The sequence below is a fragment of the Cellulomonas sp. P4_H4 genome (genome assembly GCF_056400865.1).
In genome coordinates this window covers 187,589-202,167 of record NZ_JBFUKL010000004.1, presented here as the reverse complement: position 1 = coordinate 202,167, position 14,579 = coordinate 187,589, and the positions used below count along the sequence as shown (strand labels likewise).

At 72.0% G+C, this 14,579-nt stretch carries 10 protein-coding genes; 2 read left to right on the top strand and 8 right to left on the bottom strand.

The window, feature by feature from the left end:
• Window positions 1-50: 50 nt before the first annotated feature.
• The 6 genes from AC1DPN_RS14090 to AC1DPN_RS14065 form a co-directional block, all read right to left on the bottom strand.
• Window positions 51-827 carry a CPBP family intramembrane glutamic endopeptidase gene (locus tag AC1DPN_RS14090; RefSeq protein ID WP_477085391.1) on the bottom strand — a complete coding sequence of 259 codons (777 nt, stop codon included), beginning with the start codon at window positions 825-827 and terminating at the stop codon, window positions 51-53.
• A 259-nt stretch (window positions 828-1,086) separates the two neighbouring features.
• Window positions 1,087-1,746: a response regulator transcription factor gene (locus AC1DPN_RS14085; protein WP_477085390.1), complete on the bottom strand. Its 660-nt coding sequence runs from the start codon at window positions 1,744-1,746 to the stop codon at window positions 1,087-1,089.
• Window positions 1,743-2,921: a sensor histidine kinase gene (locus tag AC1DPN_RS14080; protein ID WP_477085389.1), complete on the bottom strand. Its 1,179-nt coding sequence runs from the start codon at window positions 2,919-2,921 to the stop codon at window positions 1,743-1,745. The genes AC1DPN_RS14085 and AC1DPN_RS14080 overlap by 4 nt, the downstream gene beginning before the upstream one ends.
• A gap of 398 nt (window positions 2,922-3,319) precedes the next feature.
• A complete protein-coding gene (locus tag AC1DPN_RS14075; protein ID WP_477085388.1) occupies window positions 3,320-3,727 on the bottom strand; it encodes a VOC family protein in 408 nt (135 codons plus the stop codon).
• Between the two features lie 297 nt (window positions 3,728-4,024).
• Window positions 4,025-5,038, bottom strand: coding sequence for a TIGR00341 family protein (locus AC1DPN_RS14070; protein WP_477085387.1), 1,014 nt, complete (start codon window positions 5,036-5,038; stop codon window positions 4,025-4,027).
• Window positions 5,039-5,141: 103 nt separating this feature from the next.
• Window positions 5,142-5,759 (bottom strand): CG0192-related protein, encoded by a 618-nt coding sequence (locus AC1DPN_RS14065; protein ID WP_477085386.1) that lies wholly within the window; start codon window positions 5,757-5,759, stop codon window positions 5,142-5,144.
• A gap of 104 nt (window positions 5,760-5,863) precedes the next feature.
• On the opposite strand from AC1DPN_RS14065, the gene AC1DPN_RS14060 reads away from it, so the two are divergent.
• Together AC1DPN_RS14060 and AC1DPN_RS14055 are read left to right on the top strand one after the other, a co-directional pair.
• A complete protein-coding gene (locus AC1DPN_RS14060; RefSeq protein ID WP_477085385.1) occupies window positions 5,864-5,986 on the top strand; it encodes a dsRBD fold-containing protein in 123 nt (40 codons plus the stop codon).
• Window positions 5,983-6,186, top strand: coding sequence for a hypothetical protein (locus AC1DPN_RS14055; protein ID WP_477085384.1), 204 nt, complete (start codon window positions 5,983-5,985; stop codon window positions 6,184-6,186). The genes AC1DPN_RS14060 and AC1DPN_RS14055 overlap by 4 nt, the downstream gene beginning before the upstream one ends.
• 160 nt (window positions 6,187-6,346) lie before the next feature.
• Here AC1DPN_RS14055 and AC1DPN_RS14050 read toward each other — a convergent pair whose 3' ends face one another.
• Both AC1DPN_RS14050 and AC1DPN_RS14045 read right to left on the bottom strand, forming a co-directional pair.
• Window positions 6,347-11,146 carry a hypothetical protein gene (locus tag AC1DPN_RS14050; protein ID WP_477085383.1) on the bottom strand — a complete coding sequence of 1,600 codons (4,800 nt, stop codon included), beginning with the start codon at window positions 11,144-11,146 and terminating at the stop codon, window positions 6,347-6,349.
• Between the two features lie 14 nt (window positions 11,147-11,160).
• Window positions 11,161-14,421, bottom strand: a complete 3,261-nt coding sequence (locus AC1DPN_RS14045; protein ID WP_477085382.1) for a hypothetical protein — start codon at window positions 14,419-14,421, stop codon at window positions 11,161-11,163.
• Window positions 14,422-14,579: the final 158 nt, after the last annotated feature.

Here is a 14,579-nt window from a genome sequence, read left to right as displayed (position 1 = left end):
CAACGGCAGGTGGTCGCCGGTGCGGGCGTCCACCTGCTGCGTGACGGACGTCAGATCAGTGCCGCCGCCGTTGCGAGCCCGATGGCGAAGAGCGTCCAGTCGTTGAGCACGTGGGCTCCGGTCGACGCCCAGATGTTCTTCGTCTTGATGAAGGGGATGAGCAGCACCACGCGCGCCACGCCGATGATGGCGACGCACTGCAGGAAGTTTCCGCCGTAGGTGGGCAGGTGGATCGCCGCGAACGCGAGCGTCGCGACGAGCGTCGCTCCGATGACCGCGGTCCGGCGAGGAAGACGGATGACCTGGGTCAGCAGGGTCATGGTCGCGAGGAGAACAAGGATGGTGAAGAGCTCCTCGCCGAAGAGCTGAGGAACCATCGCCAGGAACGTCGCGACGCGTTCCCCGCCGCTGAGCTGCGCGAGCATGTTGCCCATCGGGTTCGCCTGCATGTCCATCACCTGCGAGAGCACGCCGCCGACGACAGAGGTGACCACGACGTTGAGTGCGGCAAACCCGACCCAGAGCTTGACCTCCCGGCGGCCGACGCGGCGGAAGATCACTCGCCAGTCGGGACGAGCGACGAGGACGAACGTGATGAGCGGGATCGCGACGAATACGAGTCCGCGCACGAGCGTCGAGAACCAGGTGGGCCCGCCGACGGACAGGTACATGTCCGCTGTGACGCCGGTCGCCACGGCCGCCAGGATCGCTGCCCAGCCGGCACCGCTGATGCGCGAAGGCAGGCCGTTGTAGAACGGGTAGTCCGGGGGTTCTGTCGTCACGGTGCTCGACGGGTTCGACGTGCTCGGGGTGACCACGGCGGTCATGGTGATGCTCCTGGGGTGGATGCAGGTGCTGGAGGGCCTGCCGCTCGTCGTCACCCTGCCGGTTCCGACGTCTTCAACGGTGCCCTGCCACGGGGGTCGTCCGCGTCGTCCAGGCGCAGTCACCTGGGCGTACTGCGATCGCAGTACGCCAGACCACGACGACCCACCCGGACCAGCGACGGCCGCAGGCACGACACGGAGTCGAGCAGGCGGTCGTCCTGCCGGCGTCGCGACATGTCGCGCGGGGTTGAACTGCGGGTCAGCCGGCGGTCAGCCCAGCCTGGTAGGCGAGCACGACGAGCTGTGCCCGGTCGCGCGCGCCCACCTTGGTCATCGAGCGGTTCACGTGCGTCTTGGCCGTGAGGGGCGACAGGTACAGGCGCGCGGCGATCTCGTCGTTGCTCAGGCCGTGCGCGACGAGCTCGACGACCTCACGCTCCCGCGGCGTCAGGGCGGCAAACGCCGGAACGTCGACGACAGGTCCGACCGGGACGTCGAGCATCTGCGAGATGAGGGCGCGGGTCGCCTTCGGCGACAGCAACGACTCCCCCGCAGCCACGGTCCGGATGCCCTCGAGCAGAGCCGCCGGCCGGACCCCCTTGCCGAGGAACCCGCTGGCCCCGGCGCGCAAGGCCGCGAGGACGTACTCATCCATCTCGAAGGTCGTCAGCACGATCACCTTGACCGCTGCCAGCGCCGGGTCCGCAGCGATCTGCTCCGTCGCGGCGATCCCGTCGACCCCCGGCATCCGGATATCCATCAGCACGACATCCGGCCGGGTCTGGCGCACCTCCTCGACAGCCTCGGCGCCGTCCGCCGCCTCTCCCACAACCTCCATGTCGTCGGCTGCGCCGACCAGGGCGGCGAAGCCCGCCCGGATGAGATCCTGATCGTCGGCGACGAGCACGCGGATCGTCATCGTCGCGTGCCCGCGGCCGCACCCTGTCCAGCACCGACCGCGAGCACGGGCAGCACCGCACAGACCCGGAAGTGACGCCCGTCCGCGCCGGCGTCGAGACTTCCTCCGACGGACACGACCCGCTCGCGCATCCCGACGAGACCGTGCCCGCGACCGCCTCCAGCGACGTCCGGTCGGAACGCGTTCAGGACCTCGATCGTCAAGGCGTCCGCCGCGTGCGTCATGATCAGCTCGGCGCGGCCGTCGCCGTGCTTGTGTGCGTTCGTCAGCGCCTCCTGAACCACCCGGTACGCGGTCAGGTCGACGACCGGCGCGAGCCGAGGGGGTGCACCGCGAGACGCGACGTCGACCACCAGCCCGGTGGACCGCACGTCCTCGAGCAGACCGTCGAGCGCTTCCAGCCCCGGTGTCGGCGACGTCGCAGGGCCGTCGCCCGGCTCACGCAGGACCTCCACCAGCGCCGCGAGCTCCGTCAGCACGCTCCCGCTCGCGTCCTGCACGTGCTCGAGCGCGGCGCGCGCAGCCTCCGGACGACTCTCCAGCAGAGTCTCGGCGACCCCCGCCTGCACACCGATCACTGCGACGTGATGACCGAGCACGTCGTGCAGCTCCCGGGCGATCCTCAGTCGCTCCTCGGCGACGCGTCGGGCGGCCTCCACCTCACGGGTGCGCTCGGCACGCTCGACACGGTCCTTCGCCGCAACGAGCGTGGACCGCCGCGAGCCGACCGCGAAACCGGCCGCAAGCACGACCGCCACGAGCATCGCCGACAGAGCCACGTCGTCACCCCACCAGGCCCCCGTGCGCACGACGTCGGCAGCTGCGACAGCCATCACGTCGACCGCAGCCGCCACGGTCCCTGCGAGACGGCGATCCCACGCGACCGCGCTGTATACGGCGATGAGGACCGGGCCGAGCGCCCCCGACCCAGGACCGCCCAGGGCGGTGGTCACGCCGAGAGCGACCGCGGTGACAGTCAGCGCGACGAACGGGGCGGTGCGCCGCCAAGCGAGCGACGCCGCACCGAGTACGACGGAGCCCGCCACCACGGCGTCGACGTCCACGCTGCTGCGCGCGAGCAGGAGGCACTCGACGAGCACAAGCGCACCCGCCACCCAAGCATCGCGGACGCCCACGGGACGGGCCCGCCATGCCGCCCACGCTCGTCGACCCATGCTGGGCACGATACCCAGGCCACGGTCTCGCCCAGCCTCCACTGCGTCAGGCCGTCGACCGGCACGACGCCCGTGGCGCCGGATGGGCGTCCGATGTGCACCGGCTACGGGTGGACGTCGGTCGCGGTTCGTGGCCGACGCCGGGGCTGCGGCGCAGTTCGCGAACTCCGCGTGCCGGTGCAGGGGCCGGACGGTCGTGCCGTGGTGGAGAAGCCTGAGAGCGTGTCGGCGGAAGGTCTGGTGTGACGGGAGGCCGAGCTCGCCGTGGTGGGAGCTCCGCCACCTACGCGGAACGCGAGCGCGCGTCCTGGTCGTCGAGGGAGAGGCGAGCAAGAGGAATGACGGATAGTCGGCCCTGCGCAGCCGATGGCCTCGACGCCGGCGGCGCTAGGCGGGGGTCAGTCTGAGGCGGGGTGCGGCGAGAGCGGTGAGCGATCGCCGACCAGCCACAGGTGCCCGAACGGGTCAAGGAAGCCGCCCTGCCGGTGCGCGCCCCAGGGCGTGTCGTAGTCCTGGACCTCACGACCGCCGCCGTCCGCCCCCGCCGCGACGGCCCGCGCGACCACGTCGTCGGGGTCGTCGACGAACATCTCGACGCGCACGGTCCTGGTCCCCGCGGCCTGCGGGGTCTGCCAGCCGTTCGACGCCGGCTCACCCAGGAAGAACGCGGTGCCGGCGAGGCTGAGGCCGACGACGCTGCCGAGGTTCCACAGCTCGGTTGCGCCGAGGGCCGCGGCGTACCACCTGGCGGCGGCACCGGCGTCAGGGACGGCCAGCATCACCGAGACGACCGGAGTGTCGGGCACGGTCCCACGTTGGCACCCCCGACCGTGGCGGGGCAAGGCCCCTGGGCACCCGCCTGTGTTGTCAGCGCATGGGTCGCGCTATGCGCTCCGCCAGGGTTTCGCCGTTGGGGCGGGTCTCGACGGTCGGACTTCTCGATCTCGCTGCAGCCCGAGTCCCACGACGCCGGATGCGGCCGCTGGACAAGGCGGCAGCTCCAGGTACGCGAGGTCTGGGTCACGCCATTGCTCCTCCTGGCCGACGGGACCGGAGCCTCGTGCGGCCGGGCGAAGCGACCGGGGGGGTGGGATGCCGTTGCGTCAGCTCGGGCCGACCCGGCCGACCTCCTGCCGATCACCGAGGTTGGTGACGACGACGACGGGCGTCCCGCGAGGGACCACACGCTCGAGCGAGGTGATCAAGATGTCCGCGTCTGGGAGCTCGCCGTGTGTCCGGACGTCGATCTCGATCTGCGAACCGCTGTAGGACACCCGGGTCACATTGGTCCCTGGGACGTCAGCCAGCCAGGCGTCCGCCGCCCGTTCTACGCGTTCCGACGTCAGCGCCACCTGGTAGGTAAAGACGGTGTTGGCCACGAGCGGGAGCGCAACGATCACGAGGACCACGAGGATCGTCACGTGGGTACGTCGTCGGCTCGGCTGCCCCTGCCCCGCCTGTGACACGCCGTATCCCGTGACGGCGAACACCAGCGAGCCCGCCAGGACCAGGGCGACGGCGTTCGACAAGAACAGCAGGAACGCGCCCCCCGCCAGGCTAGGAGCACCGTCACCCAGGCAGACCCCGACCACAGCGAGCGGTGGGACGAGCGAGATGGCGATCGCCACCCCCGGCAGGACCGCCGCGACATCCCGTCGGGCCAGCGCGATCGCGCCCGCGAACCCCGTCGCGACGGCCGCGACGAGGTCGAGCAGACCGGGCGACGTGCGCGAGGTGATCTGCCCGTTCGACAGGAGATCGAAGGACGTGGGCAGGGCGAGCGAGAACAAGGCCCCGACCGCGACGACGAGGACGACTCCCATCGTCACGATCCACGCGGACTGACCCGCCGAGCGTGGTGCACCCCGCGCCAGCCCTAGGGCCAGGCCCATGATCGGGGTCGACAACGGCGCGATGATCATCGCTCCGATGACCGTGGCCGTGGAGTCGGCCAGCACCCCTGCCGTCGCGATGACCGAGCTCAGCAAGAGCATCGTCCAGAACGCCGAGCGTTTCGCGGAGACCTCCCCGGCGAACAGGTCCAGGTCAGCCGTCAGGTCGTCGTTGGTCCGACGCTGACTGTCGGGAAGCACGCGACTCAAGACGTTCCATGCCATCTGGGCATGGTCGCAGCGGCACGCCGGTCGAGGGCCCGCGACATGCCGCCGGCCGCCGGACGTGACGGCGGCCGCACCTCATCTTTGCGGGCTGAGCAACGCCTCAGGCGACGTAGGCGAGCAAGACCGGCGCCTCGAGCCCCGACCACGTGCCGGTCAGGGTGGAGGCGCGGTCGTCCGTGGGCGCATGCCGGACGAGACGACGGCAGATGACGATGCGCGGCACCCCGGACATCTCCAGGACTGTCGTCGAGCCGTCGGAGGACGCACTCACGTCGCTGATGGGCGGGACGGCACGGGAGCGGGAGCCGCTCCCGGTCACGCGCACGCTCGGATCGCGTGGTGCGTCGGCGCCCTCGACGAACTCTTCGGCCTGGGCCACACCTGCCAGCAGCACCGACGCAAGCACGCGGGCATACACGGGGTCCCCTGTCGCGTCGTAGATCCAGCGACGCCCGAGCACCGAGTGCTCCATGGTGCAGATCAGGAACTGTGACGCGTCGAGCAGCGGTGCGCCGCGATAGGTCAGCGGAACCTGGAGCAGGTGCCCGTCGGCAGTCGACAGGACGTGCGTCTCGATGCCGACCTCGCCGTCCGGGTCGTCGAACCGGTACGCACCGACCAGCGCGAACTCCTGCTCCCCCCACGGCTGAGCAGGAACCCACTCGGCGAGCAGCTCCGCCTTGGTCGGACGAATGGTGGCGCGGTGGATCAGGGCCATCGGCCGACCCTAACGTCAGACCGGACCCTGGGAGTGCGTGGGCACCGGACCCAGTCGGGACGTTCTGCCCTACCCCTGCGCCCGCGCCCGGCAGAGGATCTCCGGTGAGGGCCGCCGAGATCGGTGACGAGCTCGCCGCTGCGCGGGCGTTGTGTGACGCGGCCGCCCGGCTGCTGCGCGCCATCTCGGACGACCTCGCGGAGTTCGAGGAGGGAAGACCGACGTGACGACCACCTACCCGGAAGGTTGGCTGCGACTGACCAGCGGGGACGCGCGACAGCACTTCTTCCGCGACGGGATGAGCGCGTGCGGCAAGTACATCTCGCCTGCCACGAACTTCCCCGACGACGACGGCCCCGACCCCGGCGAGTGCACGGACTGCCGGTCGATCGTCGATGACGACGTCAAAGGCGCCATCCACGGTTGACCCAGGCGCTCCTCTGGGCCGTAGAGGAAGCCAGACTTCACCAGCTCCCCTGTTCTCCTCGTGCATCTGAAGGCGACAAGGGGCGACCTGATTCTCGAGGCGTCCACGCAACAGCGTGTGACCGCCCGAGACCTCGTCGCGCAGCCACTCTCTGCTCGACCTACAGCGGGACACCGTCCGCATAGACGAGCCGCGGCACGGGCACGCCGGCGACCCCCGGCACCGTCGGGTCGGCGTCGAGCAGCTCGTGCTCCTCCACCAGCACCCGCCAGTCCGACTCGACCGTCCCGGGCTGCCGCAGACCGGGATACCCCTCACCCTCGGGGAGCAGCACGGACCCGGTCCAGGTGGCCCGGAACCCGCCGGACTCCTCGACGCTCACCGCGGGCAGCACGGATGTCGAGAAGGTCGACCACTCCAGATCGCCGGCCCCCGCGACCCTGCTCTGGACGGTCGCCCGCACGGTCCGCGACTGCTGCAGCCGGGAGGCCCGGGTCGCCGCGTCGCCGGTCGGGCTGTCGGCGCTCAGCTGGTCGCCCTGGAGCTCGGGGCCGCCGTGCGGGTCGAACCGCAGCCAGCTCACGACGCCGGTCAGGGTGACCTGGACATGCCCCGGGTCGGGCCGACTCACCGTGAGCGTGCGGGTGGGAAGGGGCTGCACCCAGCCCGTCAGCGCGACCGGCGAGAGCGAGCAGCCCTCGATCGACTGCGGCTGGAAGCGAGCGACGGCCAGGCGCACGAACGGCCACAGCGCGGGAGTCTCCTGCAGCGCGACGTCGACGAACCAGCGTCCGGTCGCCTCGTCGAACTCCGGCTGGTAGCCCAGCACCCTCACCGCCGGGTGACCTCGCACGTCCCGCAGCGGCACGGACGCGGCTACGGCGACCGGGTTCCCGGGGCCGTCCGGCCAGCCGCGGTCGCGCCCGCCGAGCACCTCGCCGTCGAGCGGCGGCCGGATCCCGACGGCCTCGGCCGCGCCCGTCTCGACCACGTCGAGCACCAGCTGGTCGAAGGTGAGCAGCGGAGGCACGGTCGGGTTCGTCGTCGCACCGCCGTGCTGCACGATCGGGTCCGCGGCCCAGATGCTCGTCGCGCCGTCAGGCGCCTGCCTGGCCTTGGGCTGGCGCGACCACGTGCCGTCCCCAGCCTGTACCCACTCGTCGGTGTCGAACACGAGGACGCCCAGAAGCTCACCGTCGCCTGAGGAGAACCAGGGGCGGGCCAACCAGACGCGGACGCCCGACCGGCGGACCTGCCGCCACGCGAACGGGTCGGCGGGCTCGGGCTGCTGCTCCCAGCGCAGCAACGGAACCGCGTCGAGCACGAGGGGTGCCGCGGGCCGAGCGGACGACGGGATGTCGAGCACCACAGCCTCGCCGGGCTCGGGCTCTGCCGGGATCTGGTCGAGCGGGAAGAACTCGGCGTACCGGGTGGTCCCGCTCGGGACGTAGGTGACCCGCCGGTAGTGGGTGTCCTCGAACGTCTGCAGCATCCGGTGGAACCCGATGCCGCCGAGCGCCTGCGCCAGCGGACCGGTCGGCAGGAAGTCGTAGAGGAACAGCACTCCTGTCGTCGCACGTTCCGCGACGGCCGAGCGCACGACGACGTCCGACTTCGACACCACCTGTGGCGTCGACGCCGTCGGGTCGTCGACCGTCTCGGTCCACGATGCCCGCACGACCACCGTGTCCGTGCTCGCACCGTGCACGTCGAGCAGGCCGGTGAAGGCGGCGACCGAACGCCCGGGCGGACGCAGGAACAGGTCGAGCACCGTGAGCTCGGGAGGCCGCACCGGCGCCGGCACCGCGTGCACCAGGCGGACGTCGGTCGAGGGCGTGAGCCACCAGGTCCACCCGGACGACGCGGCCCGCATCAGCGCGGCTGCGGCGACCACCTCGTCGGTGGTGTACCCGTCCGTGGGGTCGACCGCGCTGGCCAGGTGCGACCTCCAGAGGCCGAACTTGTCGAGCGAGCTCGCGTCCAGGGTGCTCGACACGGCGACGCGCACCTGCTCGCCCGGGGGGAGCTGGACGTGCACCTCGTGACCGACCACCTGGGCGCCGAGCGCCTCCCCTGCCTCGACGACGATCCGCAGCGGCTGCAAGGACGGCCACACGCCCGGGTAGGGCACGGAGACTGCCTGCAGCGCGCGCGGCTCAGGCAGCACGTGCGGCGCGCCCGCCTCGTAGAACACGAGCGAGACCCCGGTCGCGTGCGGGTCCGGCAGGTACGGGAGCCGCAACGCGTCGGTGTCGTGGACGACGTACTGGCCCTCACCGATGGGTCGGCCGCGGTCTGCCGTGATCTGGGCGAGGGTCGCCCGGTGGGCGGAGCCCGTGTCTGCCCCTGGCCGGTCGACCAGCGCGATGCCGAGCTGCTCGACGGTCGCGGTGGCGTCGGTCAGGCTGGGCACGAACTGGTCGAGCAGCGTGCCGCGCTCGGCGAGTGCCAGGGCGTAGAGGCGCTTGATCTCGGCCACGTCGCCCGTGCCGATCGCCTTGTCGAACGCGCCGGCGGTCTCTGCCTCGAGCTGGGTGGCCTTGGGCGGGGCGAGGTGTCGCTCGGACGTCTCGGGTCCGCCGCTGCGCACCACCAGCGCGGCGGGCTGCTCTCCCGGCGTGAGCTCGGCCCGGACGACGAGCGTGGGGGCCGGGACCGGCTCCCACCGCAGGTAGGGGCGCGGCGTCGTGACGACGGACCGGAGGGGCAGACGCACCTCGTCGGGCAGCTGCAGGTCGTCGTTGGCGGCCAGGCCCGCGAACTCGCCCGCGTCGATCCGCAGCTGGGGGCGCACGCGCAGGGTCGCCCGCGACTCGGCGAGGATCCGCGACGCCGCCGCGACGTCGTCGAACAGCCGTTGGACGGGCGCCGCCTCGTCCGCCGCCGTCGCCCGCGCTACGAGGTTCTCGAGCGTCGCGTCGAGTCGCGCGTCGCCGGACAGCAGCTCGTCGGGCAGCAGCATCGCCTGCGGCGGGTCCGTCCGCAGGTGCTCGATCACCGCCTGCCGCCTCGCCTCCGCGACGCCTGCGCGGTCCCGGCGCACGTACGCCTCCCGCACGCGGTCGAGGTGCTCACGGGCCGCGCCGACCTGGCGCTCACCCGGTCGACGCGGCCGCCGCCGCGGCACCTGCGGGACCGAGTTGCCGGCCAGGTCCACGGCCAGCACCCGGAAGCTGTACGACGTGCCGTACCGCAGCCGCGGCAACGACAGCGGTTCGACGCGCGAGACCGTGTGCGCGCCGTCGATCGGCTCGTCGGGCAGGGTGTCGACGACGGCCTCGGTCGCTCCGTCGGGACCGGGCGGCTCCACGTGCACGATGGTCAGTCCGGGCCGCGGCGCGGACAGGCTCCAGCCGTCCCACCCCGCGACGACCTCGTGCAGGTAGTACCCGTTCGTCTCGTCGCCGGGAGCCCGGTTCAGCGCGGAGAGCTGCAGGAACCCCAGGTCGGGCTCGTCGGCCAGCACGCTGAGGCCGCCAGGCGCCGCCGTGACCGTGACGCGCCGGCGGTGCAGGCTGTGCCACTCCTTGGTCACGTCGTCCCAGACCTCGACCCGGATGCCGCGCACGAGGTCGTCCAGCAGCAGCTCGCGAGTGCCGTCGTCGGCGGCCAGGGCCTCGGCCTCCTGGACGCGGGCGCGCAGCTGGGCGGCACGCTCACGGCGAGCGAGCGCGAAGCCCGTCGAGCGCAGCGTCCCGGGCGCGGAGGTCGCGGGGTCCCCGTTCGCCTCGCTCGCGTACTGCCGCGCGAGGTTGCGCGCGTGCTGGTCGAGCTTGAGGCCGGACGCGTCCGGGTCGACGTCGAGCACGACCCACTCGTCGTCACCGAGCGGCAGCGCGCCGCCGACCCACGCCTTGCTCGACCGCGCTGCGAAGACGGGGCCGTCGACGACCACGGCGGTCTTCCGTGGCGGGAGCACCTGCAGGTCGGCATCGGGCGACGTGAGGGTCACGCGCACCCAGGTCGCGCGGGCGAGCGCGGCACGTGCCCGCGTGGCATCGACCCCGTCGAGCACGACGTCGACCGCCAGCCCGAGCCGCCGTAGCAGGGCGGGTGTCGAACCGAAGGAACCGACCTTGGCGTGGAAGTCGTGCTCGGGTCGGTCCGGCCGAGGCGTCGGTGGCGCGGCGGGGTCCGGCTCCGTACGAGGTGCCTGCTGCGGCTGCTCGGGCCGTTCGTAGTAGCGCCGCATGGCGTGGGAGTCGGCGATCAGCTGCAGCTGCGGGTCCGCGGACAGGTCCTGCCCGGCCAGCGCGTCCAGCTGCCGGGTCACTCGCGTGTCCGCCTCGGGATCGTCCAGAAGCACCTGCACGGGCGAGTGCTGGTCGGCGATCTCCGACTGGTACGGCGGCAGCGGTGGGGTCTCGCCGCCGTGGCCGTGCTCGGGGTCGGTGTCATCGACCTCGGTGAGCGGCCCGATCGTGGTGAGTGCATCCCTGAGCCGCCGGCCGGCGATCTGCAACGAGCGCCGCGCGCGACCCGCCTCGTCGTCGAGCAGCTGCCAGAGCGGGCCGCCCTGGTCCAGGTTCGCGAGGGTGCGCAGCATCCCGCCGGCCACGGGATCTCCCGCGAGACGGGGCCTCGTCAGCGGCGCCGCCGTGATCGCCGCGAGGTGCATGTCCACGGCATGGTCGCTCATCCGGCTCGCGGGGTTGGTCCGCCACGTCTCGTCGGACAGCGCGGGCGTCGGGAAGCCGTCGACCGGCGTGCCCGGGGGAAGCACGGCCGCCCACGACGCGGCGTCGGCGACGGACACGACGCGCAGAGGGAGGGTCGTCCCGAGCGAGGTCTCCAGCGCGAACGTGCAGCCGGCGAGCGTCGTCGGCCAGTCGACGGCCGCCGGGAAGTCGGACAGGAGCGCGCCCCCGACGAGCTTGTGCGTGAGGAAGACGGTGAGCTGGAAGGGGGCGTCGTCGGCGAGCGAGTGCGGCAGGGCGGTCGCCAGGACGGTGGTGGGCATCGGTCCTCCTGCGCTTACGCCGGCACGGGCGCGAACGCGCCGCAGTACTCGGCCCAGTCGGCGTTCATGCCCGTGCCGTCGGGGGGCATGACCTGGTACATCGTCGGATCCCCCTTGGAGCCGGCCAGCTTACGCTCGACCGAGATCTCCACGGACGCGGAGAAGAACAGCACCTCGACCTCGACCACCAGCGAGGCTCGGCCGATGAGCTTGCCGGTCTCGAAGTGGTAGGTCAGCGACAGCTCGAGCGTGATCGAGGCGCTGATGAGGCCGAGCACGTCGACCTCGCCGCGAATCCTGAAGTACGCGGTGAACAGTCCCTTGTCCGCCTCCAGCCGTAGGTAGACACCGACGGAGATCGACACCGAGCCCGACGCGACGCCGAGGTCGACCGACAGCGACGCGCACGCCTCGAGCCCGAGCTCCAGGAGTACCAGCCCCTTGGGCGCGGCCCGCAGCACGAGCCACCCGCCGCCACCGACGCACATGACCGTGAGACGGAAGGGTGCGTCCTTCGAGCAGAAGTGGAATCCGACGGTCATCGCGTCGCCGAGGAACGGCACCCGCGCGTCGGCCCCCAGCGAGATGTTCTCCAGGCTGAACACGCCGACCGACACGTTCGGGAGCGTGAGGTCGAACCCGGCAGTCACGCCCTCGGGAGCGACGTCGACGTAGGGCGGGTCGGAGAACCCGTCGAACGGGATGAGCTCGCGCAGGCGGTCGACGAACGACAGCGGCCCGAGGAACCCGAGCCCGCCGAACACCACGTCGACCTCGGGCTTTCCCGACGACCCCGCGTGGAACCCGATCCGGCGGAACATCAGCTTCATCAGCCCGGCGTCGCCGTCGCCGATGAGGTTGAGGTCGAAGTCGACGATCTCCGCGACGATGTCGACCGCCGGCGGCGCGCTGGCGGAGGCGCGCACCTCGACGTCGAGGTGCAGCGAGTCGGGCTTCGGCTTGAAGATGTTCGGCGCGCCCGGCAGCCCCCACGGCTTGATCAGCGGCCGCCACGACATCCGTGCGGTGACCTGACCGCCCGCGATCCCCTCGAGCATCTGCGCCAGCCCGGCGGCGTCCTTGGCGAGGTCCGTCAGCGTCTTCAGGGTCGCGACGGGCTTCTCCAGCGCGGACCGGAGCGCGGCCGGCACGCCGGGTACGCCGATGGCGTCGAGCAGCGGCTGCAGGTCGCCGGCGAGCGCGACGGCCGCGGCGCTCACCGCGTCGGGGTTGCCGGGCAGGCCCTGCACAGCGGCGATCAGCGCGTCGAGGTGGGTGGTGAGGTTGCCGACGACGGCGTCGAGCTGGTCCTTCGCGTGCTGGGCGACCGCCTGCGCTCCCCCGTGCGCGGCGTTCGCGACCTCCTGCGTCAGCCGCGCCTCGGCGTCGTCGAGAGCCTGCTTGAGCCGCTGCGCCTCAGTGAGCAGCTTGGTCACGGCATCGACCGCGTCGGACACGAAGGCCGGAGCCTCGTCGAGACCCGCCTCCTCGAGCAGGTCCAGGAGGCTGAACAGCCCGAACAGCTTGGGCAGTGCGCCTGCCAGGAGCTCCCCGGGGTCGAACTTCGCCGCGTCGAACGCCGACGGCGCGTTGCCGCTCTCCCCGATCGCGCCGAGCGCGCGCGAGATCCCTCGGACGGCCAGGTTGGGCGCGACGAACCCGCCGGCCCGGTCCGACCCCTTCGAGAAGTCGACGGCGGGCGGCGCGCTCTTCAGGGCGAGGATGAGCTCGCCCGCGTTGGGTTCGCCCGGGACCGGCTTGGCGTCGAGTGCCCGTGCCGGGAGGCCGTTCGCGAGGTACGGCTTGGCGAAGACGAGGTCCACGGCCGGAGCCTGTGGGGCGAGGTGTCGCATCGACGGCACGATCGACCGCGTCTCGGTGAGGAACGGCCGACTCGTCACGTTGGCGGAGTCGATCTCACCGTCGAAGATCAGGTGCCCGACCTCGATCGACGTGTCGCCTGCCTTGACCGGCTTCGCCACAGCCAGCGTCTGCCCGCGTCCCTGGATGTGCCGCACCGGGAAGTACCGCGGCGAGGCGTCCTCGGCGTGGAAGACGAACGTCTGCGGTCCGTCCTTGCCTGCCTGAACGAACACGAGCGGGGCCGGCCAGGTCCGCGTCTCGCCGCCGCGGTCGACCGTGGTGAGAGTGAACGGGAACGGGGCACCGTTGCGAGTCGGCACGAACGGCTGCTGGTTCTCTGGCGGCTTGTCGATGTCGGGCGTGACCAGCGGGCTGACCGTGACATGGCCGAACGGGTTGTCGAGGTCCGTCGTCGGGTACGTCCGCGTGGGCTGCCGCACGATGATGAACCAGCGCTGCCACAGGTACGCGACCGGGGTGTCCCGGTGCTTGACCTCCCGCTCCGTGATCTTGACCAGGAAGCACCGGTGCCCGAACGGGAACAGGATCCCCGGGTACGCCACCCGCACGTACCCGTCGCGTCCCATGAACGCCTGGTGCCGGTAGTCGACGATGTTGGCGGGGAACTCCCACGACTGCTTCCAGTCGAACCAGGCGCCGAGGCTGGACAGGCTCAGGCGGGAGACCTCGAGCGGCGTCCGCGCGTTCTCGGGGTTGCCCCCGTGGGTCTGCGTGACGATCGCGGTGCGGTCGAACGGGACGAGCGGCTGGTCGAAGCCCGGCGGCGGGAGCTCGTCGTCGCGGGTCCACAGCGCGCGGACGATGCGCTGGTCGGCGTCGTCGTCGTCGACGGTCCCGTCGTCCCTGCGGACCGTCAGGTGAGTTCGCCAGAGCTCCGACCGGTCGCTCGGACCCTTCGGGCTCGTCTCGTGGCGGAACGCGCCCCGCGCGCTCGGCGAGACGATCAGGCGGTACGGGGCCTCGATCGCGGTCTCCACGTCACGGGGCGGTTCGATGCCCGAGCCGTTCGACTCGCCGTTCTCGGTCGCGCCGGGCGCCACCCGCAGCCGCAGGGTCTGGATCGCGTCGAGGACCTTCTCGAGCGTGTAGGTGATCCGGGTACCTTCCGTCACCTCGTAGACGAGCCTCGTCGGCCCCGCCGCGACGTGACGGGACGGACTGCCCGGCTTCGCGGGAGGAGGTGGCGGCGCGCCCGCCTGCCAGACCTCCTCGCCCAGGTGCTGCGGGGGGAAGTGCACGACGAGCGATGCATCAGGTCCGGCGACGAGCTCCGCGCCGCCGTCGCTCGGTTCGACCGTGCAGCCGGGCGCCTCGAGCCTCAGGTCGACCAGGTCGCGGGTGCGCAGGAGCCTCGTGTCGATCGGCTCCGGTCGTTCGTCCGGCTCGCCCATGCAGCACCGCCCCCTCGCCGCGCCCGCTTCGTGCCGTTTTGGGTGCCTTCGACAGCGATCATGCTCCCGATCGCGGCTTCCCGCTACGCCTTTCGGGTGAACGGCGCGCCCGCATCCGGTGGTAGAACCCCCGTCGCCGTGCGCGCCCGAGGCGCCAT